This window comes from Massilia endophytica (assembly GCF_021165955.1).
GTDB lineage: Bacteria > Pseudomonadota > Gammaproteobacteria > Burkholderiales > Burkholderiaceae_D > Rugamonas > Rugamonas endophytica.
Genome location: NZ_CP088952.1, coordinates 5,188,346 through 5,208,493, shown reverse-complemented (window position 1 = coordinate 5,208,493; position 20,148 = coordinate 5,188,346). Strand labels below are relative to the sequence as shown.

Annotated in this window: 22 protein-coding genes; 3 read left to right on the top strand and 19 right to left on the bottom strand. The window is 63.0% G+C overall.

Annotation, left to right across the window (positions count from 1 at the left end; genetic code table 11):
- Positions 1-62: 62 nt before the first annotated feature.
- The 5 genes from LSQ66_RS23875 to LSQ66_RS23855 all read right to left on the bottom strand — a co-directional run bounded on the left by LSQ66_RS23875 (position 63) and on the right by LSQ66_RS23855 (position 7,493).
- Positions 63-974: a hypothetical protein gene (locus tag LSQ66_RS23875; protein WP_231767643.1), complete on the bottom strand. Its 912-nt coding sequence runs from the start codon at positions 972-974 to the stop codon at positions 63-65.
- Positions 975-1,096: 122 nt separating this feature from the next.
- Positions 1,097-4,234 carry an efflux RND transporter permease subunit gene (locus tag LSQ66_RS23870; protein ID WP_231767642.1) on the bottom strand — a complete coding sequence of 1,046 codons (3,138 nt, stop codon included), beginning with the start codon at positions 4,232-4,234 and terminating at the stop codon, positions 1,097-1,099.
- Positions 4,231-5,397, bottom strand: a complete 1,167-nt coding sequence (locus LSQ66_RS23865) for an efflux RND transporter periplasmic adaptor subunit (RefSeq protein ID WP_231767641.1) — start codon at positions 5,395-5,397, stop codon at positions 4,231-4,233. Before LSQ66_RS23865 ends, LSQ66_RS23870 begins: the two co-directional genes overlap by 4 nt.
- Before the next feature lie 21 nt (positions 5,398-5,418).
- The gene (locus LSQ66_RS23860; RefSeq protein WP_231767640.1) at positions 5,419-6,771 is read right to left on the bottom strand and encodes an ATP-binding protein; all 1,353 of its coding nucleotides are present in this window, start codon (positions 6,769-6,771) and stop codon (positions 5,419-5,421) included.
- A complete protein-coding gene (locus tag LSQ66_RS23855; RefSeq protein WP_231767639.1) occupies positions 6,768-7,493 on the bottom strand; it encodes a response regulator in 726 nt (241 codons plus the stop codon). Before LSQ66_RS23855 ends, LSQ66_RS23860 begins: the two co-directional genes overlap by 4 nt.
- 205 nt (positions 7,494-7,698) lie before the next feature.
- Between LSQ66_RS23855 and LSQ66_RS23850 the strand changes: the two genes are divergently transcribed.
- Positions 7,699-8,172 (top strand): Spy/CpxP family protein refolding chaperone, encoded by a 474-nt coding sequence (locus LSQ66_RS23850; RefSeq protein WP_231767638.1) that lies wholly within the window; start codon positions 7,699-7,701, stop codon positions 8,170-8,172.
- A gap of 78 nt (positions 8,173-8,250) precedes the next feature.
- Here LSQ66_RS23850 and dsbD read toward each other — a convergent pair whose 3' ends face one another.
- Entirely contained in the window at positions 8,251-10,080 is a 1,830-nt protein-coding gene (dsbD, locus tag LSQ66_RS23845) for a protein-disulfide reductase DsbD (protein WP_231767637.1), read from the bottom strand.
- A 123-nt stretch (positions 10,081-10,203) separates the two neighbouring features.
- Between dsbD and LSQ66_RS23840 the strand changes: the two genes are divergently transcribed.
- Both LSQ66_RS23840 and LSQ66_RS23835 read left to right on the top strand, forming a co-directional pair.
- Complete coding sequence (locus LSQ66_RS23840; protein WP_231767636.1) at positions 10,204-11,796, top strand: M20/M25/M40 family metallo-hydrolase; 1,593 nt, start codon at positions 10,204-10,206, stop codon at positions 11,794-11,796.
- A 275-nt stretch (positions 11,797-12,071) separates the two neighbouring features.
- Complete coding sequence (locus LSQ66_RS23835) at positions 12,072-13,019, top strand: IS110 family RNA-guided transposase (protein ID WP_231767635.1); 948 nt, start codon at positions 12,072-12,074, stop codon at positions 13,017-13,019.
- Between the two features lie 83 nt (positions 13,020-13,102).
- Here the strand turns inward: LSQ66_RS23835 and rplQ are convergent, their stop codons facing one another.
- From rplQ to rplF, 13 genes are all read right to left on the bottom strand, one after another.
- A complete protein-coding gene (rplQ, locus tag LSQ66_RS23830) occupies positions 13,103-13,498 on the bottom strand; it encodes a 50S ribosomal protein L17 (RefSeq protein WP_231767634.1) in 396 nt (131 codons plus the stop codon).
- Between the two features lie 117 nt (positions 13,499-13,615).
- Positions 13,616-14,593: a DNA-directed RNA polymerase subunit alpha gene (locus LSQ66_RS23825; RefSeq protein ID WP_231767633.1), complete on the bottom strand. Its 978-nt coding sequence runs from the start codon at positions 14,591-14,593 to the stop codon at positions 13,616-13,618.
- A gap of 106 nt (positions 14,594-14,699) precedes the next feature.
- Positions 14,700-15,323, bottom strand: a complete 624-nt coding sequence (gene rpsD, locus LSQ66_RS23820; RefSeq protein WP_231767632.1) for a 30S ribosomal protein S4 — start codon at positions 15,321-15,323, stop codon at positions 14,700-14,702.
- A gap of 205 nt (positions 15,324-15,528) precedes the next feature.
- The gene (rpsK, locus tag LSQ66_RS23815) at positions 15,529-15,933 is read right to left on the bottom strand and encodes a 30S ribosomal protein S11 (RefSeq protein ID WP_028101645.1); all 405 of its coding nucleotides are present in this window, start codon (positions 15,931-15,933) and stop codon (positions 15,529-15,531) included.
- Between the two features lie 13 nt (positions 15,934-15,946).
- Positions 15,947-16,312, bottom strand: a complete 366-nt coding sequence (rpsM, locus tag LSQ66_RS23810) for a 30S ribosomal protein S13 (protein WP_093556901.1) — start codon at positions 16,310-16,312, stop codon at positions 15,947-15,949.
- Between the two features lie 14 nt (positions 16,313-16,326).
- Complete coding sequence (gene rpmJ, locus LSQ66_RS23805; RefSeq protein WP_005663407.1) at positions 16,327-16,440, bottom strand: 50S ribosomal protein L36; 114 nt, start codon at positions 16,438-16,440, stop codon at positions 16,327-16,329.
- A gap of 33 nt (positions 16,441-16,473) precedes the next feature.
- Positions 16,474-16,692 (bottom strand): translation initiation factor IF-1, encoded by a 219-nt coding sequence (gene infA / locus LSQ66_RS23800; RefSeq protein ID WP_005663428.1) that lies wholly within the window; start codon positions 16,690-16,692, stop codon positions 16,474-16,476.
- A gap of 10 nt (positions 16,693-16,702) precedes the next feature.
- Positions 16,703-18,037: a preprotein translocase subunit SecY gene (secY, locus tag LSQ66_RS23795; RefSeq protein WP_231767631.1), complete on the bottom strand. Its 1,335-nt coding sequence runs from the start codon at positions 18,035-18,037 to the stop codon at positions 16,703-16,705.
- Positions 18,038-18,062: 25 nt separating this feature from the next.
- Positions 18,063-18,494, bottom strand: a complete 432-nt coding sequence (gene rplO / locus LSQ66_RS23790) for a 50S ribosomal protein L15 (protein ID WP_231767630.1) — start codon at positions 18,492-18,494, stop codon at positions 18,063-18,065.
- A gap of 28 nt (positions 18,495-18,522) precedes the next feature.
- Positions 18,523-18,699 (bottom strand): 50S ribosomal protein L30, encoded by a 177-nt coding sequence (gene rpmD, locus LSQ66_RS23785; protein ID WP_050409754.1) that lies wholly within the window; start codon positions 18,697-18,699, stop codon positions 18,523-18,525.
- 9 nt (positions 18,700-18,708) lie between these two features.
- Positions 18,709-19,227: a 30S ribosomal protein S5 gene (gene rpsE, locus LSQ66_RS23780; RefSeq protein WP_049817602.1), complete on the bottom strand. Its 519-nt coding sequence runs from the start codon at positions 19,225-19,227 to the stop codon at positions 18,709-18,711.
- 10 nt (positions 19,228-19,237) lie between these two features.
- Positions 19,238-19,600: a 50S ribosomal protein L18 gene (rplR, locus tag LSQ66_RS23775; protein WP_231767629.1), complete on the bottom strand. Its 363-nt coding sequence runs from the start codon at positions 19,598-19,600 to the stop codon at positions 19,238-19,240.
- A gap of 13 nt (positions 19,601-19,613) precedes the next feature.
- On the bottom strand, positions 19,614-20,147 hold the full coding sequence (gene rplF / locus LSQ66_RS23770) for a 50S ribosomal protein L6 (RefSeq protein ID WP_231767628.1): 534 nt from the start codon (positions 20,145-20,147) through the stop codon (positions 19,614-19,616).
- Between the last annotated feature and the right edge of the window lies 1 nt (position 20,148).

Genomic DNA, 20,148 nt, shown 5'->3' with positions numbered 1-20,148 from the left:
GATCAGTCCGTGTCCACTTTTCTTCCCTGGCACCAGAAGTGGACACGAAGTGAGCCGTAGCCTTAGCGGCGGGCGGGTTTGATGTAGTTGGGGAACATTTCCTGGATGAGGAAGGCGAGCAGCTCGGCTTCGTCCTCTTTGCGCGCACTCATGCGCACGACTTTCCGCAGGCGGTGCGATTCCCAGTCGAAGTCGCCCGGCTTTTCTTTGCGGATGAGCTCGATCATTTTCTTCGCCACCGCGGTTTCGATGTCGACTTCGTTGCCGACCTCGACGTGCACCTGCGACAGCCAGCGGCGCTTGAAGTTGGTGTTCCAGCCGCGGAACTTGAGGTCGGCGCTGGCGAAGGTCTTGTTCTGCACGTCGAAGATGCCGCCCGTGTCTTCCTTCTCGCCATTCGCACTGCGCCCCTGGGCCCCCATGATGTTGGCCAGGGCGATGCGCTTGGCGCGCGCGTCGTCGCTTTCCACCGAGGCGTCCGTGGACTGGCTCGGCTGGGCGCCACGCCGCTTACGCGCGGCTTCGATCATGGCTTGCATATCTTCGAACTGCGGCGCCGGCGTCAGCTCTTTCGCAGGCGTGGGGTCGACCTGCACCTTGCGCGGGTCCGTGATTGCTTCATTGTTCGTGCGCGGCAGCACCTTGGGCAGGGCTTTCGCCACTTCCCGCTTCTGCGGTTTCTGGTCGGGCCGCGGGGTGGGCGCCGGGGCTTTTTTCGGCGCCGGGGCCGGCGGGGCGATGTAGACCAGCTCGCCCTCCTTGGCGGGCGGCTTGATGCGGATGAGGTGGCCTGGGTTGATAATGAACAGCAGCACAATGGCGAGGTGGACCGCAACGGTCACCGCGATACCTACCCGGTTGGGCTTGCGCGAGCCATAGTCGAGCCCCGACACGCCGGGCGGCGGCAGGCGCTGCCCGCAGTGGGGGCAGTACTCGTCATCCGTATGGATGTGGCTGGACTCGGACAAATTCATTTCTGTGCACGTAACCGGCTAACCGGCGATATGTAAGCTTACTGGAGCGCGCTCTTGACGGATGTTACCGTATGTATCTGAAGAGCGGCCCGCCGGAAACTTTCGCTTCCGGCGGCATGATATCAGTGCTTGGAGAGATTGACCGCTTTCAGCTCGACCGGCGGTTTCTCCACCGCCGCTTCGCCGCCGCCCAGGTCGATGTCGTTCATCGGGCCGTTGCCGCTCCATTTGTCGAGGAAGAGGTAGATCACTGGCGTGATGTAGAGGGTGATCACCTGAGAGAAGATGAGGCCGCCACACACGGCCAGGCCCAGCGGCTGGCGCAGCTCGGCGCCCGCGCCCAGGCCCAGGGCGATGGGCAGCGCGCCCATCAGCGCGGCCAGGGTCGTCATCATGATGGGGCGGAAGCGCAGCACGCAGGCTTCCCGGATCGCCTCCACCGGCTTCATGCCCTGCTCGCGCTGCGCCTGCAGGGCGAAGTCGATCATCATGATCGCGTTCTTCTTTACGATACCGATCAGCATGAGGATGCCGATGATGGCAATCATGGTCAGGTCGAGATTGAAGAGCCACAGGGTCAGCAGCGCCCCCACGGCCGCCGAGGGCAGGCCCGCCAGAATGGTCAGCGGGTGGATATAGCTCTCGTACAGCACGCCCAGCAGCACGTAGATCACGCCCAGGGCGGCAATGATGAGCACCAGCTGGCTGCCCTGGGTACTCTGGAACACGGCCGCATCGCCGCCGTAGCTGGTGATAATGGACGGCGGCAGCCCCATTTCCTGCGCCATGGCGTCGATCTTGCGCGTGGCATTGCCCAGCGGGACGTCCGGCGCCAGGTTGAATGAGATGGTGATGGCCTGCAGCTGGCCCTGGTGGTTGACGGCGGTCGGCCCCACCGTGCGCTCCACCGTGGCAAAGCTGGAGAGCTTGACGAGGTCGCCCGTGCTGCTGCGCACCGATACCTTCGTCAGCGCATCGTCGAACTGCCGGTCCTCATTGGCCGCCTCCATGATCACGAAGTAGCTGGCCGCCGAAGAGTAGATGGTGGACACCTGGCGCTCGCCAAAGGCGAGGTAGAGGGCCGTGCGCACGTCCGCCAGCTTCACGCCCAGGTTGTTGGCCTTGTCGCGGTCGATGCGCAGCGAGGCCTGCAGGCCCTTGTTCTGCGAGTCGCTCGTCACGTCGCGGAAGTCCGGATCGGCGCGCATGGCGTTCAGGTATTTTTCGGCCCAGTCGCCCAACGCGTCGGGGCTTACTGACTGCAGGGTGTATTGGTAGCGGCTCTTGCTTGGCCGTCCGCCCAGCTGCAGGTTCTGCACCGGGCGCAGGAAGACGGAGATGCCGGCAACCTTCCGCGTTTCCTTGCGCAGGCTGTCCAGCACCTGCGGCATCTTGGCCCGTTCGCTGCGCGGCTTGAGCACGATGAAGGAGCGGCCGGAATTGCCGCCGTTGGTGAAGGAGGTCACGTCCTGCACCGCCGGATTGGCGCGGATGATGTCGACCACCTGCCCCTGCAGCTTCACCATGGCGGAGGAGGAGATGTCTTCCGAGGCCTCGAAGCTGGCGAAGACCTGGCCCAGGTCCTCCTCGGGGAAGAAGCCCTTGGGAATGGCGGTGTACATCACCACGGTCAGCGCGAAGGTGCCAATGGCGATGGCGAGCACCACATAGCGGTGGCGCAGCGCCATGTCCAGGGTGTGCGCGTAGCCGTTGCGCAGCCTGTTGAAGCCCGCTTCGAAGTAGCGGCCCACGAAGCCCTCGCTCTCGGCGCTTTCATGCCCGTCCGCAGGCAGGAAGCGCGAGGCCAGCATGGGCACCAGGGTCAGCGACACCAGGGCCGATACCAGCACCGCCAGCGCCACCACCACCGCAAATTCATGGAACAGCAGGCCGATCACGCCCGGCATGAAGAAGATGGGGATGAACACCGCCACCAGGGACACGGAGATCGACACGATGGTAAAGCCCATCTCGCGCGAACCGATCAGCGCGGCCTGCAGCGGCTTCTTGCCGTGCTCGATATGCCGCACGATGTTCTCCAGCACCACGATGGCGTCGTCCACCACCAGGCCGACGGCGAGCGTGATGCCGAGCAGCGACACGTTGTCCAGGCTGTAGCCGAAGGCGTACAGCAGGGCCAGAGCGCCCATCAGCGAAATGGGCAGCGTGATCGCGGGAATGAAGGTGGCGGCCAGGCGGCGCAGGAAGAGGAAGATCACCAGCACCACCAGCACCACGGTCAGGGCCAGGGTGAGGTTCACGTCGTGGATCGCTTCGCGGATGGAGCGCGAACGGTCGTTGACCAGGTCGATATTGATGGAGGACGGCAGCTGGGCGCGGAAGCGCGGCAGCAGGCCGCGCACCCCGTCCACCACCTGCACGGTGTTGGCGTTCGGCTGGCGCTGCACCAGCAGCGCGATGGAGCGCTCGCCGTTGAAGCTGCCCATGGCCTTGATGGACTGGAAGCTGTCCTCCACCTCGGCCACATCCTTCAGGCGCACCGGCTGGCCGTTGCGCACGGCCACAATGAGCTCGGCAAACTCGGAGGCCTTCATCAGCTGCCTGTTGCCCTGGATGGTGAGGGTCTGGTCCGGGCCGTCGAGAATACCGAGCGGCGTGTTGGCATTGGCCGAGCGGATGGCCTGCTGCAGCTCGTCCAGCGTCATATTGCGCGCGTTCAGCAGGTCGGACTTGGCGCGCACCCGCACCGCAAAGCGCTTCTGGCCATTCACCGTGACCTGGGCCACGCCCGGCAGCGTCGAAAGACTGGGCGCAATCAGGTTTTCCGCGTAATCGTTCAGCTCGGAGAGCGTGAGGGATGGCGAGGTCATCTGGATGAACAGCACCGGCGCATCGGCCGGGTTCACCTTGCGGTAGGACGGCAGGTCCGTCATCTCCTGCGGCAGCTGGCGCTGGGCGCGCAGCAGGGCCGCCTGCACATCCACCGCCACTTCATTCACGTCGATGCTGGGGTCGAATTCCAGCGTGAGCGAGGTGCTGCCCTGGGTGCTGGTGGAGGTGATCATGGCCAGGCCGGCAATGGTGGAGAACTGCTTTTCCAGCGGCAGCGCGACCGAGGAGGCCATGGTCTCCGGGCTGGCGCCCGGCAGGTCGGCGCCGACGTTGATCACCGGCGTGTTGTAGCTGGGCAGGGCCGCCACGGGGATATGGGCGTAGGCCAGCACCCCCGCGAGAATCACGCTCAGCGAGAGCAGCACCACCATGACGGGGCGCCGGATACTCAGCTCTGACAAATTCATTCCGCCTTGCCCTTCTCTTGCTGCTGGTCCTTGCCGCCGCGGTGGCCGGAAGCGTCCGCCAGCACGACCTTGCCGCCTGGACGCAGGTTCTGTTTGCCTTCCACGATGACCTTCTCGTCACCCTTCAGGCCTTCCACCGCCGCCTCCGTGCCGAAGGAGTGCAGGCGCTTCACGTTGGCCACGGCGGCCGTCTTGCCTTCGCCCAGGGTGTAGACGAAGGTGCCGCGGGTATTGCTGATGATGGCGTTCTGCGGCACCACGATGGCGTCCTTCAGGGTTTGCACCGTCAGCCTGGTGTTCACGTACTGGCCCGGCCACAGGCGGGTGTCCTTGTTGTCGAACTGGGCCTTCACGCGGATCACGCCCGCCACCGGGTCCACCGTGTTGTCGATAAAGCTCAGCTTGCCTTCAATGGGCTGGTCCGAATTGTTCTGGAACACCTGCACCGGCACCGTGCCCGCGCGCTGGGCGTCCAGCAGCGCGGCCAGGCTCGTTTCAGGCAGCGTGAACGCGACGTTGATCGGGTTCAGTTGGGTAATCGTGGTCAGCGAGGTGGACAGCTGCACCAGGCTGCCCGGATAGACGTTGATGGCGCCCACCCGGCCCGTCATCGGCGCGCGGATGGTGGTGAAGCTCTGGTCCACTTTCACGGCGCGCGCGGCGGCAATATCGGCCTCCAGCAGGGCGCGCGCGGCGTCCACCTGGCTCTTCAGCGTGTCCACGGCGCCCTGGGCGATGAACTTCTGGCTCAGCAGCTCCAGGCTGCGCTTGTACTGGCGCTCCAGGTCGGCCAGGCTCGCGCGGTCGCGCGCCACCTGGGCCTCCGCCTTCTGCAGATTAGCCGATTCGCTGCGGCTGTCCAGGGAGAACATGAGTTCCCCTTCCTTCACGAACTGCCCTTCCTTCACGTGCACCTTGACGATGGTGCTCGTGGTCTGGGGATGCAGGTCCACCGTGCTGATCGGGCTCACCGTGCCGTTCGCCTGCAGCACTACCGGCACATCCTGCCGCTTCGGGCTGATGACATTGACCGTGGTCGGGCCCTGGCCGCCCTGCCCCTTCTTGCCGTCCGCAGGCTGGGCCGGCGCTTTCGTGAAATGCCAGGCGCCTGCAGCCGCCACGGCCGCCGCACCGATCAGAACTCCCAAGGTTTTCTTTTTCATTTGGACTACTTTGCGTTGAAATTATTTTCCTGCATAAAACTCAGGCACCAGCAGGGTGGCTTCCAGGCCGCCGCCGTCCTGATTGGACAGGCTGAGGCTGGCGCCATGCTGCTCGGCGATATTGCGGGCGATGGTCAGGCCCAGGCCGGTGCCGCCCGATTCGCGCGAGCGCGAGCTTTCCAGCCGGTAGAAGGGTTCGAAGACTTTCGCCAGCTGGTCGGGCGGGATGCCGGGGCCGTTGTCGCGGATGCGGATGCGGGCGGCGCCCGCCAGCCGCTCCACCGTCACCTGGGCACGGTGGCCGTATTTCACGGCATTGTCGATGAGGTTCACCAGGCAGCGGCGGATATCCATGGGCCGGCCCATCAGGGCCATGGAAGCGCGGCCCTGCAGCACCACGTCCTGCCCGGCCTCGGCGGCGTCCGAGCACACGCTGTCGAGCAGGGAGTCGAGGTCGAGCTTCTGCATGGCGCCCGTGGCGTCCATGCTGCGCGCCAGGTCCAGCCCTTCCTTCACCATCTGCTGCATGGCCGAGAGGTCGTCCAGCAGCTTCTGCTGCAGCTCCGCGTCCGGCACTTTTTCCAGGCGCAGGCGGATGCGGGTCAGCGGGGTCTGCAGGTCGTGCGTGATGGCGGCCAGCATTTCCGTGCGCTGGGCGATGTGCTGGCGGATGCGGGCCTGCATGGCATTGAAGGCGGCGCTCGCCTGGCGGATCTCGCTGGCGCCCTGCGGCACCAGGGGCGGATGGTTGATGTCGTTGCCGAGGTCCTTCGCCGCCTGGGCCAGCTGCTTGAGGGGACGCATGGTCATGCGCGCCACAAAATACGCCAGGATGGCGATGCACAGCAGGGCCGGCAGGAAGGCCAGGTATTCATTGTGGCCGGTGGGCGGCGGCGCGCGCGGCGGCAGGATGGAGAGCTTGAGCATCTGCCCGTCCGTCATCAGCACATTCATGGCCTCGCAGGTGCCGCGCCAGCGGCTGGGGCTGAAGAGGGAGCCCGGGCGCGGCAGGTCGCATTCCGGCGGACGCTCGGAAAGCGGTGTGACGCCGTAGTCGCGCCCCAGGCGGCCCGCCAGGCTGGCGGAGAACTCCGTGGGCGGCTGGGGCACGGCGCGCGTGTCCTCCGCCAGTTCGAGCTTGACGCTGCCCTTGCTGGCCACGCGCAGGTATTGGGCGCGCGATTCGGGGCGGACGACATCGGCGGTAGTGATGATCTGCTCGGCGCGCTCCAGCGCGTGGAAGTCGCGGTAGCGTTCGATGGTGCGCTGGCGTTCGTTGACGGCCAGCCACTGCGTGAGCGCCCAGGATGCGATGATGCCCAGCATCAGGACGACGAAGACGCGGCCCGTCATCGAATTCCAGAAGGCTTTCACGGAGCCGACTCCACGGAGACGGAACCGGCCAGCACATAGCCGCCGTTACGCACGGTCTTGATGATCTGGGGCAGGCGCGCGTCCTCGCCCAGCTTCTGGCGCAGGCGGCTGATCTGGATGTCGATCGAGCGGTCGAAGGGGTCGGCGTCGCGGCCCTGGGTGAGGTTCAGCAGCTGGTCGCGGTTGAGCACGCGGTTCGGGTGCTCCAGGAAGACTTTCAGCAGGCGGAACTCGGCGCCGGAGAGCATGATCACCGTGCCTTCGGGATTGAGCAGGTGGCGCGCCGTCAGGTCCAGGGTCCAGCCGGAGAAGCGGATCAGGGAAGCCTTCTCGGCCGCATTGGCGGCGGCGCTGTGGCTGCGGCGCAGAACGCTGCGGATGCGCGCCAGCAGCTCGCGCGGCTCGAAGGGCTTGGGCAGGTAGTCGTCCGCCCCCATTTCGAGGCCCAGGATGCGGTCCAGGGGCTCGCTGCGGGCCGTCAGCATGATGACGGGCAGGGTCGAATGCGCGCGCAGCTTGCGGCACAGGGTCAGGCCGTCTTCGCCGGGCATGTTCAGGTCGAGAACGATCAGGTCGGGCCGGGACTCGTCCAGCACTTTCCACATGGCGGCCCCGTCGGCAGCCGCGAAGGTGCGGTAGCCGTTCGTTTCCAGGTAGTCCGCCAGCAGGGTCCGGATATCGCGGTCGTCGTCGACGATCAGGATGCTAGATGTAGGTTCCATATGCTCAATTATCCTTAGTTCGACGAGCAAAGACCAACGGCCATTTGTATCGTCTTGTATATAGCACGAAAGGCGAAACAACTGGATACAAAAAGCGCGGCTGGGGACACGCACCGGAAACACTTGATTGCGATGATGATTCCCATGTGCAGTGCGTTGGACTGTTGATGCACATATTAGCTCAACCACTTTGGAAGGATTATCAATGAATACCCTGCGTAAAAGCCTCATTATCGGCATGACCGTTATCGGCATGGGCTCGGCGGCATTTTCCGCCCACGCCCAGGATGCGGCAGCCAAACCGCGCCACGCTTATGCGGAAACGAAATTCGACCCGGCCAAGTTCGCCGAGAGGCGCGCGGCACGCCAGCAAAAACTGCACGACGCCCTGAAATTGAACGCGGCCCAGGAAACGGCATGGCAGCACTATATGGCCGCGATCAAGCCGCAGATGCCGGCGGGCCGTCCCGACCGCGTCGATTTCAAATCGCTGAGCGCGCCCGAAAAGATGGAGAAAATGCTGGAACGGTCGAAGATGCGCATCGAGCGCCAGGAAGCGCATTTGTCGGCGCTGAAAACCTTCTATGCCGTGCTGACGCCTGAACAGCAGAAAACCTTCGACCAGATGGTGGCCCGCCACGGCCGCGGCCACCGCCATCACGGGGGCGCCCAGCAGTAGTCACGCCAGCTTCTGGCGCAATGCAGCCAGAAACAAGCACACTGCAGAGCAAAGAAAGGGCGCCGGCGGCGCCCTTTCCTATTGCAGCTTCTGCAGCGAATTCAGGAACTTGTCTTTATCCTGGAATCCGATCACGCGCGAATCGGGAATTTCCTCCCCGCGGGCGTTGAAAAAAATAATGCCAGGCGGGCCGAATAACTTGAAACGCTTCAGCATTGCCTTGTCGTCCTCATCGTTCTTTGTCACATCGACCTGCAGGGTAATCGTGTTCGCGAGTTTTTCCTGTACAGCCGGATCGATAAAGGTGAATTTCTCCATCTCCTTGCAGGAAACGCACCAGTCGGCATAGAAATCCAGCATGACGGTTTTGCCGCCGGTATTGGCCAGAATATTATCCAGCTCCGCCACGGTTTTAATGCGCTGGAAATGCAGCGGCTGCGCGCCGCCGCCCCGCAGGTGCGCCAGTGGCGCCCATGGGTCACGGCCGCCGCTCGCCAGGCCGGCCAGCTGCATCAATCCCAGCACCAGAAACACGGCGCCCGCGCTTTTCGCGATCCACTTGCCGGGACGGGTCAGCAGATACATGCCGTAACCCACGCCCAGCGCCGTCCAGCCCGCCATCTGCACGGCGGCGGGCAGCACGGGCGCGACCAGCCACCAGGCCATGCCCAGCATCAGCACCCCGAAGAAGCGTTTGACGCTGTCCATCCACGCGCCTGCGCGCGGCAGCAGGGAGCCTGCCGAAGCGCCCACTAGGACCAGCGGCACGCTCATGCCCACTGCCATCGAGAACAGCGCACCACCGCCAATCACCACATCGCGGGTCTGGCTGATGTAGACCAGCGCTCCCGCCAGCGGCGCGGCCACGCAGGGGCCCACGATGAGGGCGGAGATCGCGCCCATGGCGAACACCCCCGCAAGCTTGCCGGAGGACTGCCGGCTGGAAGCCGTGGCCAGCCTGCTTTGCAGGGCGGCGGGCATCTGCAGCTCGTACACGCCGAACATCGAGAGCGCAAGACCTGCCATGAGCAGGCCGAAGGCGCCCAGCACCCAGGGATTCTGCAGGGCGGCCGAGAGGCCCTCCCCCAGCAATCCCGCCGCCACGCCCAAGGCCGTGTAGACCAGGGCCATGCCCAGCGAATAGCTGAGGGAAAGCACGAGGCCGCGCGAACGGCTGGCCCCCGCGCCTTCGCCGACGATGATCGAGGAAAGGATGGGCACCATCGGCAGCACGCAGGGCGTGAACGCCAGCAGCAGGCCCGATAGCAGGAATAGCGGGACGATAGCGGCGAATCGGCCCGTTTTCAGCGCAGATTCAATGCGTCCCATATCGCTGGTCTCGGCCGCAGCGCTGCCCGCGGCAGGCGCGGGTTCAGGCGCCGGCGGCGCTGCCGGGCTGGCGGCGACGCTCATCTTCGGCTGGGGGCCAAGCAGCCCGCCAAGGCCGGACTTGCCTTCGGCCTTCGGTTCGCTTGCCAAGGCGGGCATGCCCGCGCTGAGCTGGGCGGTGTAGTCCTGGGGCGAATAGCAGAGGCCCTTGTCCGCGCAGCCCTGCCCGGTCGCCTTCAGGGTGAAGGGGCCGTTTGCCTCCACCGGAATGAGGATGGTGACCTCGTGGCGGTAGGTTTCCACGTCCTTCTGAAAGGTTTCGTCGTATTTGATCTTGCCCGGCGGGATCTCGGGCGTGCCCAGCTTGGCGCCCACGGCGGAGAAGCCGAAGCGCTCGCGGTACATGTAATAGCCCTCGGCGATCTTGAAATTGACGGCGATCTTGTCCCCTTCCATGCGGGCGGAGAAGCGGAAGGCGACGGCGGGATCGAGGAAATCTTCTTCGGCGCGCGCCGTGAACGCCAGCAGGGTGAGGCAGAACAGGGCAATCAGCCGAAACAGCGAAACAGGGCGGGACATGTGAATATTCTTCCGGTGCATTGAGCGAATCAGACAGATAGTACACCGGGCAGGCGGGTCGGCGCTGCCGTTGGACAATCTGCCCAGTTTATAATCCGCCAAGTCTTATTTCAGGAGTCCCTCTTGCGCGCAGCCCTCCTCACCCTGGCCCTTGCCAGCGGCGCCTCCCTGGCGCAGGCCCCCGCCCCGGCCATTTCCGAAACCCAGTTCCGCTCGCATATCAAGGCGCTCGCCTCCGACGCCATGGAGGGGCGCGCGCCCGGCACGGCTGGCGAACGCGACGCCGTGAACTATGTGCAGCAGCAGTTCATTGCGATGGGCCTCAAGCCCGGCAATCCGGACGGCACCTACGTGCAGCGCGTGCCGCTGCGGCACCGCATTCCGGCAACGCGCTTCAGCTACCGCATCGGCAACATGGAGAAGACGCTGGCGCCGCTGGACGACTATGTGGCCCAGTCCACCGGGCCATCGCCCAAGGCCAGCGTGAAGAACTCGGAGCTGGTCTTCGTGGGCTACGGGGTCGTGGCGCCGGAATACGGCTGGGACGACTATAAGGATGTGGACGTGCGCGGCAAGACCATCGTGATGCTGATCAACGATCCGCCCGTGGCCGACGCCTCGCTTTTCCGCGGCAAGGCGATGACGTATTACGGCCGCTGGACTTACAAGTACGAGATCGCCCGCAAGAAAGGCGCGGCCGCAGCGCTCATCGTTCACGAGGACGGCCCGGCAGGCTATCCCTACAGCGTGGTGCGCAGCAGCTTCGGCACCGAGAACTTCAGCCTGGTGCGCAGCGGCGACGATCCGGATGCGCCGGAAGTGCCGGGCTGGATCAGGCTGGACAAGGCGAAGGAGATGATGTCCGCCGCCGGGCTGGATTTCGACATGCTCAAGCAGCAGGCACTGGGCAAGGATTTCCGCCCCGTGAGCCTGAAGGGCACGGCCAGCTTCGAGATCGAGAGCAAGGAGCGGGTGATCGACTCACACAATGTCGTGGGCCTGATCGAGGGCAGCGATCCCGTGCTGAAGAAGGAGCTGGTGGTGTATTCGGCGCACTGGGATCACCTCGGCGTGGACGAAACGCCGCCGCGCAAGATCTACTACGGCGCGCTGGACAATGCTTCGGGCGTGGCCGCCATGCTGGAAGTGGCGCGCGCCTTCCGGGGCCAGGCGCGGCCGAAGCGTTCCGTGCTGTTCATTGCGACGACGGCCGAGGAGCGCGGGCTGCTGGGTGCGCGCTACTATGCGGCGCATCCCCTCTATCCCCTCAAGGACACGGTAGCGGATATCAACTTCGACGGCATCAACGCCTGGGGGCGCACCGGCAGCATCGAGAACGTGACCTCGGGCCATTCCACCCTGGACGACCTGCTGGTGAAGTATGCGGCCCTGCAGGGACGGCAGGTCGCGCCCGATTCCCGGCCCGAGCTGGGCAGCTTCTACCGCGCCGACCAGCTCGAGTTCGCGCGCGTGGGGGTGCCGGTGCTTTACACCAAGGCGCGCAGCGGCTATATCGGCAAGCCGGAAGGCTATGCGGAGAAGGTGGTGAACCACTACTACTCGCAGGACTACCACAAGACGGGCGACGCCTACCGCGACGACTGGGACTTCAGCGGCGGCATGCAGGATGTGCAGCTGCTGTTCCAGGTCGGCTACGACCTGGCGGCAGGATCGCCGCGGCCGGTGTGGAAGCGCAGCTCGGAGTTTGCCCAATAGCCCGCAGCAGAGGGGACAGACCCTGCTTTCGGCGCAGCCGAAACCGGGGTCTGTCCCCGGTGTCCAAGTCCGCCACCGAACACAGTTTGCTAACTATGTTGAGTAGCGGTCTTATATCTTCAACATACGCTAAATTATGTCTGCGGGCATGCCAGTCTGATAGGTCTGTGGGAGCAAATCCCGTGGGACAGCCAATGACGGCATGCTCGATTCTTTGTAGCCCGAACAGTTGTCAGGGGGCGAACCCCGGATCAGTAAGAATGGGAGAAAGAATCATGCAGAACGCAGACGATGGGTTGTACGTCGGGATCGATGTCAGCAAGAAGAGTCTGGACATCGATAGTCTTCCGCTGTCACATCGGGCGCAGTTCCCCAATGACGCGGGTGGTCATCAGAACTTGAAGGCCAAGTTGTTGCAGCTACAGCCGCGATGGATCGTGGTGGAGGCGAGCGGCGGCCTGGAAATGGAATTGGTCAGCGTACTGGCAACTGCGGGGTTGCCAGTGGCGGTCATCAATCCCAAACAGGCCAGGGATTTCGCCAAGGCCATTGGCGTGCTTGCGAAAACTGACCAGGTCGATGCCATTGTTCTGGCCCGCTTCGGGCAAGCGGTCAAACCGGCACTGCGTCCAATTAAAGACGGTGAGCTACGCCATCTGGAGGACGTTCTGACTCGAAGACGCCAGTTGGTCGATATGCTCACAGCTGAGAAGAACCGAAAGCTGCAGGCGACCGCTCTCATTGCAAAAGAGATCAATGAGCATATTGAATGGCTCGAGCAGCGTATCAAGGGCACCAATGGTGACCTGGGGCGGGCTATCAAGGAAAGTCCGCTATGGCACGCTAAAGCCGACCTGCTCTCATCCATCCCCGGCGTAGGCTCCATCACCGTCGCAACCCTGCTGGCGCAGTTACCCGAGCTCGGCACGCTCAATCGGCGCGAAATCGGTGCGCTGGTTGGCGTCTGCCCATACAGCCGTGACAGCGGCAAGATGCGGGGGAAGCGAAGAATTTGGGGTGGCAGGGCATCGGTACGGGCGGTCCTCTACATGGCCACCTTGGTCGCCATCCGACACAATCCCGTCCTCAAAAGCGCCTACGCCCGGCTGCTCGCGGCAGGAAAACTCAAGAAAGTAGCCATCGTGGCTTGCATGCGCAAGCTGCTCGTCACCATGAACGCCATGTTGCATAACAACGAGAGGTGGGCAGCAACCCTCGATTAATTAATCAAGACAGTTGCTGTCCCCTCCACCAACACAATAAAAAAGCCGGGCAAGCCCGGCTTTCTCTTTGCTGCGATCCCTGATTACTCAGCGGTCGGAGCGGCTTCCACTTCGGTCACTTCCGGACGGTCCAGCAGCTCAACATAAGCCATCGGAGCGTTGTCGCCATGACGGAAACCCATCTTCAGGATACGCAGGTAGCCGCCGTTGCGGTTGGCGTAGCGCGGGCCCAGTTCGGCGAACAGCTTCACCACCATTTCGCGGTCGCGCAGGCGGGAGAAGGCCAGGCGCTTGTTGGCCAGGGTGTCGGTCTTGCCCAGAGTCAGGATCGGCTCGATCACGCGGCGCAGTTCTTTTGCCTTCGGCAGCGTGGTCTTGATGGCTTCATGACGCAGCAGCGAAACGGTCATGTTGCGCAGCATTGCCAGACGGTGGGACGAGGTACGGTTCAGTTTACGAAGGCCGTGACGGTGACGCATGGTATTTCCTTTCGGTGTTTATATTCCAGATCTTCGATCGCTCATCGTTGGAAGAGCGCGGTCCGGTTCTAAGGGTTGAAAACGCCCGGCGCGACAGTGCGCCGGGCGGTACTGCAATTACTTCTCGAGACCGGCAGGCGGCCAGTTTTCCAGCTTCATGCCCAGGGTCAGGCCGCGGGATGCCAGCACTTCCTTGATCTCGTTCAGCGACTTGCGGCCCAGGTTCGGGGTCTTCAGCAGCTCGTTTTCCGAACGCTGGATCAGGTCGCCGATGTAGTAGATGTTTTCCGCTTTCAGGCAGTTGGCCGAACGCACGGTCAGCTCCAGGTCGTCCACCGGACGCAGCAGGATCGGATCGACCAGCGGGGCGCGCGACGGGGCTTCAGCAGCCGCTTCGGTGCCTTCCAGGGCCGCGAACACGTTCAGCTGGTCCACCAGGACGCGGGCCGACTGGCGGATCGCTTCTTCCGGCGAGATCACGCCGTTGGTCTCGATGTTGATGATCAGCTTGTCCAGGTCGGTACGCTGCTCCACACGGGCCGATTCCACGGCGTAGGACACGCGGCGCACGGGCGAGAACGAAGCGTCCAGGATGATGCGGCCGATGGTCTTGTTGGTGTCTTCCGACAGGCGGCGCACATTGCCCGGCACATAGCCGCGGCCTTTTTCCACCTTGATCTGCATGTCCAGCTTGCCGCCCGCGGTCAGGTGGGCGATCACGTGGTCAGGGTTGATCAGTTCAACGTCGTGCGGCAGGTCGATGTCCGAAGCCAGCACGGCGCCTTCGCCTTCCTTCTTCAGGGTCAGGGTCACGGAGTCGCGGTTGTGCACCTTGAAGACCACGCCCTTCAGGTTCAGCAGCAGATCAACCACGTCTTCCTGCACGCCGTCCAGCGAGGAGTACTCGTGCACGACACCGGCGATCGTCACTTCGGTCGGCGCGTAGCCGATCATCGAAGACAGCAGCACGCGGCGCAGCGCGTTGCCCAGAGTGTGGCCGTAGCCGCGCTCGAACGGCTCCATCACGACTTTTGCGTGACCGGCGCCCAGGGTTTCAACGTCGATAATACGTGGCTTCAACAGACTGTTTTGCATTGAAAATGTCCTTTTCATTACCCTCGGCTCGTTACACCGATAAGGCTGATGGCATTAGTGAAAACGCCCACTCCGGTGGAGTGGGCGGTGGTGCTCGGTACTGCGATTAACGCGAATACAGTTCGACGATCAGCGCTTCGTTGACGTCGGCGGCGATTTCGTTACGCTCCGGCAGGGACTTGAAGGTGCCTTCCATTTTCTTGGAATCCACCGACACCCACGAAGGCATGCCCACTTGCTCAGCCAGCGACAGGGCTTCCAGGATGCGGGTCTGCTTCTTGGCCTTTTCGCGCACGGCGATCACGTCGCCGGTCTTCACGGCGTAGGAGGCGATGTTCACGACCTTGCCGTTCACGGTGAAGGCCTTGTGCGACACCAGCTGGCGCGCTTCGGCGCGGGTGGAGCCGAAGCCCATGCGGTAGGCGACGTTGTCCAGGCGGGTTTCCAGCAGGGACAGCAGGGTTTCGCCGGTGTTGCCCTTGCGGCGGCTCGCTTCAGCGAAGTAGCGGCGGAACTGGCGCTCGAGGACGCCGTACATGCGCTTGACCTTCTGCTTTTCGCGCAGCTGGTTGCCGAAGTCCGACGTGCGGGCGCCGGATTTCACGCCGTGCTGGCCTGGCTTGACGTCCAGTTTGCACTTCGAATCCAGGGAGCGGCGGGCGCTCTTCAGGAACAGGTCGGTGCCTTCACGGCGGGAGAGTTTTGCTTTTGGTCCGATATAACGTGCCACGGTGATTTCCTTAAAATTAAATGACGCCCCGGTGCCATCGGTATGGCATCAGGCGCTAGTCCAGCCTGCTTGCAGCCGGACGGTGGCTCAACAGCCCGGCCCGCGGACGGACAAGGCGAAAATAGCCGGACAGTATAACCGTTTCCGGTTAACTGTTCCAGCGATTTCGAGATGACGCGGCTCCGCGGCTGCGGAGCGGCGGATCTTAGATACGACGACGCTTGGGAGGACGGCAGCCGTTGTGCGGCACTGGGGTCACGTCCTGGATCTCGGTGATCTTGATGCCCAGGTTGTTCAGTGCGCGCACGGCGGATTCACGGCCAGGGCCAGGGCCCTTGATGCGCACTTCCAGGTTCTTCACGCCGCATTCCTGCGCCACTTTACCAGCCGCTTCGGCCGCAACCTGCGCTGCGAACGGGGTGGACTTGCGGGAGCCCTTGAAGCCGGCGCCACCGGAAGTCGCCCACGACAGGGCGTTGCCCTGGCGGTCGGTGATGGTGATGATGGTGTTGTTGAAGGAAGCGTGAACGTGAGCGATGCCTTCGGCAACGTTCTTCTTGACCTTCTTGCGCACGCGGGCTGCTGCTGCGCTGCTTTGTTGCTTAGCCATAGTAGTGTCCTAATTATTTCTTCAGCGATTGAGCGGCTTTGCGCGGGCCCTTGCGGGTACGGGCATTGGTGCGGGTGCGCTGGCCGCGGACCGGCAGGCCCTTGCGGTGACGCATACCACGGTAGCAACCCAGGTCCATCAGGCGCTTGATGTTCATCGACAGTTCACGGCGCAGATCGCCTTCCACCACGAACTTGCCGATCTCGTCACGCAGCTTTTCCAGCTCGCTGTCGTCCAGATCCTTGATCTTCTTGTTGGTCGGAACGCCGGTTTGCGCGCAGATGAACTGGGCGCGTGGGCGGCCCACGCCGTAGATTGCGGTCAGACCGATCACGGTGTGCTGATGATTTGGGATATTAACCCCTGCAATACGTGCCATTCGTTATTCCTCGATTAACCTTGACGCTGCTTGTGACGCGGCTCGACGCAGATAACGCGGACGACGCCTTTGCGCTTGATGATCTTGCAGTTGCGGCAGATCCGCTTGACTGAAGCATTAACTTTCATTTTGCACTCTCTTCTTGGTTCGATTACTTAAAATTACTTGGTCCGGAACACAATGCGGGCCCGGGACAGGTCATACGGGGTCAACTCCACCGTCACCTTGTCGCCAGGGAGAATGCGGATATAGTTCATCCGCATTTTACCCGAAATGTGGCCGAGTACCACGTGGCCGTTTTCCAGCTTTACTCGAAATGTTGCGTTCGGGAGATTCTCCAGAATCTCACCCTGCATCTGAATGACGTCGTCTTTTGCCATAGTCGCCCGCTTATCGCGTCGGAATTCCGCCCTTGAAGTTTGCCTTGCGCAGCAGGGATTCATACTGCTGCGACATCACGTAATTTTGTACCTGGGCCATGAAGTCCATGGTCACCACGACAATAATCAGCAGCGATGTACCGCCAAACACAAAGGACACTTTCCACTGGGCCTGCATAAACTCCGGCAGCAGGCAGACCGCGGTAATGTAGACGGCGCCGGCCAGGGTCAATCGGGTCAGGATCTTGTCGATGTAGCGGGCTGTCTGCTCACCGGGACGAATCCCTGGCACAAAGGCCCCGCTCTTCTTCAAGTTGTCCGCCGTTTCCTTGCTGTTGAACACCAGTGCGGTGTAGAAGAAGCAGAAGAAAATGATTGCCACGGCATACAGCAGCGCATGGATCGGCTCACCTGGGCTCAGCGACGCGGCCAGGTCCTTCAGGAAGCGCACCACCGGGTTTTCGGTGTTGGCGCCCTTGGCGAACCAGTCCACGATCGTCGCCGGGAACAAGATAATCGACGAAGCGAAGATCGGCGGAATCACGCCGGCCATGTTCAGCTTCAGCGGCAGATGGCTGGTTTGCCCACCGTAGATCTTGTTGCCGACCTGACGTTTGGCGTAGTTCACCAGGATCTTGCGCTGGCCCCGTTCCACAAACACCACCGCATAGGTCACCGCGGCAACCAGGATGACGATGATGATGGCCGAGAACGCGTTGATCGCACCGGTCGACACCTGGGTGAACAGGCCACCCAGCGCGCTCGGCAGACCGGCAGCGATACCGGCGAAGATGATGATGGAGATGCCGTTGCCGAGACCGCGCTCGGTAATCTGCTCCCCCAGCCACATCAGGAACATGGTGCCGGTCAGCAAGGTCACCACCGTCACGAAGCGGAAGGCCATGCCGGGCTCGAGCACCAGGCCGGGCTGGGCTTCCAGCGCGACCGAGATGCCGAAGGCCTGGAACAGGGCCAGACCGACGGTGGCGTAGCGGGTGTACTGGGTGATCTTGCGACGCCCCGACTCCCCTTCCTTCTTCAGCGCTTCCATCTGCGGCGACACGATCGACAGCAACTGCATGATGATCGAGGCCGAGATATACGGCATGATACCCAGCGCAAACACCGTGAAGCGCGACAGGGCGCCACCGCTGAACATGTTGAACATGCCCAGCAGGCCACCTTCTTGCGACTTGAACAGTGCCGCCAGCTGGACCGGGTCGATGCCCGGCACCGGGACGTGGGCCCCGATGCGGTACACGACCAGAGCGCCCAGCAAAAACCACAGGCGGTTCCAGGGGAAACCGGCCGCGGCGCTCTTAGCAAGCTGTGGATTAGTCGCCAATTTTCGCTCCGATCAAGCTCAACGCTTAGGCGACCGAGCCGCCGGCCGCTTCGATGGCCGCTTTCGCGCCCGCCGTCACTTTCAGGCCTTTGATGGTCACGGCCTTGGTGATCTCGCCGGAGGCGATCACACGCACGTCGCGCGCCAGTACGCTCAGCACGCCAGCCTGCTTCAGCACCAGCAGGTCGACTTCGCCGACTGCCAGGTTGTTCAGGTCGGACAGGCGCACTTCGGCCTTGAAGGTCGCGTTCAGCGACTTGAAGCCGCGCTTGGGCAGACGGCGCTGCAGAGGCATCTGGCCGCCTTCGAAGCCGACTTTGTGGAAGCCGCCCGAACGCGATTTCTGACCCTTGTGGCCACGGCCGGCGGTTTTACCGAGGCCGGAGCCGATACCGCGGCCAACGCGACGCTTGGCGTGCTTCGCGCCTTCCGCTGGTTGAATGGTATTCAATTCCATTGTGTTCTCCAGAATCGCAAGCTTGCGCTTACGACACGACTTTAACGAGGTAGGCGACCTTGGTGATCATGCCGCGTACCGATGGCGTGTCCTGCAGCTCGGAAACCGAGTTGACACGGCGCAGGCCCAGGCCGCGCACGGTGGCGCGGTGGTCCTGACGGGTGCCGATCAGGCCCTTCACCAGTTTGACTTTGATAGTGCTCATGGTCGTTCCTTAAGCCAGAATGTCTTCCACCGACTTGCCGCGCTTGGCAGCAATGTCAGCGGCAGTGCTGATTTTCGACAGGCCGTCCAGGGTGGCGCGCACCAGGTTGTACGGGTTGGAGGAACCGGTGGATTTCGCCACCACGTCCGTCACGCCCATCACCTCGAAGATCGCGCGCATGGCGCCGCCGGCGATCACGCCGGTACCCGGCTTGGCCGGCATCATCATCACTTTCGACGCGCCGTGGCGGCCGATCACGGTGTGGTGCAGGGTGCCGTTCTTGAGCGGGACCTTGATCAGGTTGCGGCGGGCTTCTTCCATTGCCTTCTGCACACCGACCGGCACTTCCTTCGACTTGCCCTTGCCCATGCCGATGCGGCCATCGCCGTCACCGACCACGGTCAGCGCCGCGAAGCCCATGATGCGACCGCCCTTGACCACTTTGGTCACGCGGTTGATCGCGATCATTTTTTCGCGCATGCCGTCATCCGGCTTGTCGCTTTGCATTTTTGCTTGCATTTTTGCCATGATCGTACCCTTAGAACTTCAGACCGGCTTCACGCGCGGCATCTGCCAGCGCCTTGACACGGCCGTGGTAACGGAAACCGGAGCGGTCGAAGGCGACTTCGGTGATGCCCGCTTTCAGTGCTTTTTCTGCGACACGCTTGCCGACCAGTGCGGCAGCGGCGGCGTTGCCACCCTTGCCCGACTTGCCAGCCAGTTCGGCGCGCACTTCCGCTTCCACGGTCGAGGCCGATACCAGAACTTTGGCGTCCGGGCTGATCAGGTTCGCGTAAATGTGCAGGTTGGTGCGGTGCACCGACAGGCGGTTCACTTTCAGTTGCGCGATCTTGATGCGGGTTTGACGTCCGCGGCGCAGACGAGATTCTTTTTTATCCATCGTCAGCCCCTAATTACTTCTTCTTGGTTTCTTTAAGCTTCACCACTTCGTCCACATAGCGGACACCCTTGCCTTTATAAGGCTCAGGGGAGCGGTAAGCACGCACTTCAGCAGCCACCTGGCCTACCTTCTGGCGATCGATACCCTTGATCAGGATCTCGGTCGGGGTCGGGGTGGCGACGGTGACGCCGGCTGGCATCGCGTGAACGACAGGGTGGGAGAAGCCCAGCGACAGGTTCAGCTTGTCGCCTGCGGCCTGCGCCTTGTAACCCACGCCGACCAGGGACAGCTTCTTCTCGAAGCCCTTGGTCACGCCGGTTACCATGTTGTTCACCAGCGCGCGCAGCGTGCCGGACATGGCGTTGGCTTCACGGCTGTCGTTGGCGACGTCGAAGGTCAGCGTGCCAGCGTTGTTTTCTACTTTGACCAGGCCGTTCAGGCTCTGGGTCAGGGTGCCCAGCGGGCCCTTGACGGTGATCGCTTGCGCGGAGATGGCGACTTCGGCGCCAGCTGGCACAGCGATCGGCATTTTAGCTACTCGGGACATT

Coding starts and splice junctions, on each gene's coding strand:
- LSQ66_RS23855 (WP_231767639.1), bottom strand. CDS start 7,493: ATGGAACCTACATCTAGCATCCTGATCGTCGACGACGACCGCGATATC.
- dsbD (WP_231767637.1), bottom strand. CDS start 10,080: ATGTCCCGCCCTGTTTCGCTGTTTCGGCTGATTGCCCTGTTCTGCCTC.
- rplR (WP_231767629.1), bottom strand. CDS start 19,600: ATGGATAAAAAAGAATCTCGTCTGCGCCGCGGACGTCAAACCCGCATC.
- LSQ66_RS23835 (WP_231767635.1), top strand. CDS start 12,072: ATGCAGAACGCAGACGATGGGTTGTACGTCGGGATCGATGTCAGCAAG.
- rpsM (WP_093556901.1), bottom strand. CDS start 16,312: ATGGCACGTATTGCAGGGGTTAATATCCCAAATCATCAGCACACCGTG.
- rpsE (WP_049817602.1), bottom strand. CDS start 19,227: ATGGCAAAAATGCAAGCAAAAATGCAAAGCGACAAGCCGGATGACGGC.
- rplF (WP_231767628.1), bottom strand. CDS start 20,147: ATGTCCCGAGTAGCTAAAATGCCGATCGCTGTGCCAGCTGGCGCCGAA.
- rplO (WP_231767630.1), bottom strand. CDS start 18,494: ATGGAATTGAATACCATTCAACCAGCGGAAGGCGCGAAGCACGCCAAG.
- rpmJ (WP_005663407.1), bottom strand. CDS start 16,440: ATGAAAGTTAATGCTTCAGTCAAGCGGATCTGCCGCAACTGCAAGATC.
- rpmD (WP_050409754.1), bottom strand. CDS start 18,699: ATGAGCACTATCAAAGTCAAACTGGTGAAGGGCCTGATCGGCACCCGT.
- LSQ66_RS23870 (WP_231767642.1), bottom strand. CDS start 4,234: ATGAATTTGTCAGAGCTGAGTATCCGGCGCCCCGTCATGGTGGTGCTG.
- LSQ66_RS23875 (WP_231767643.1), bottom strand. CDS start 974: ATGAATTTGTCCGAGTCCAGCCACATCCATACGGATGACGAGTACTGC.
- LSQ66_RS23850 (WP_231767638.1), top strand. CDS start 7,699: ATGAATACCCTGCGTAAAAGCCTCATTATCGGCATGACCGTTATCGGC.
- rpsK (WP_028101645.1), bottom strand. CDS start 15,933: ATGGCTAAGCAACAAAGCAGCGCAGCAGCAGCCCGCGTGCGCAAGAAG.
- infA (WP_005663428.1), bottom strand. CDS start 16,692: ATGGCAAAAGACGACGTCATTCAGATGCAGGGTGAGATTCTGGAGAAT.
- LSQ66_RS23865 (WP_231767641.1), bottom strand. CDS start 5,397: ATGAAAAAGAAAACCTTGGGAGTTCTGATCGGTGCGGCGGCCGTGGCG.
- rplQ (WP_231767634.1), bottom strand. CDS start 13,498: ATGCGTCACCGTCACGGCCTTCGTAAACTGAACCGTACCTCGTCCCAC.
- LSQ66_RS23825 (WP_231767633.1), bottom strand. CDS start 14,593: ATGCAAAACAGTCTGTTGAAGCCACGTATTATCGACGTTGAAACCCTG.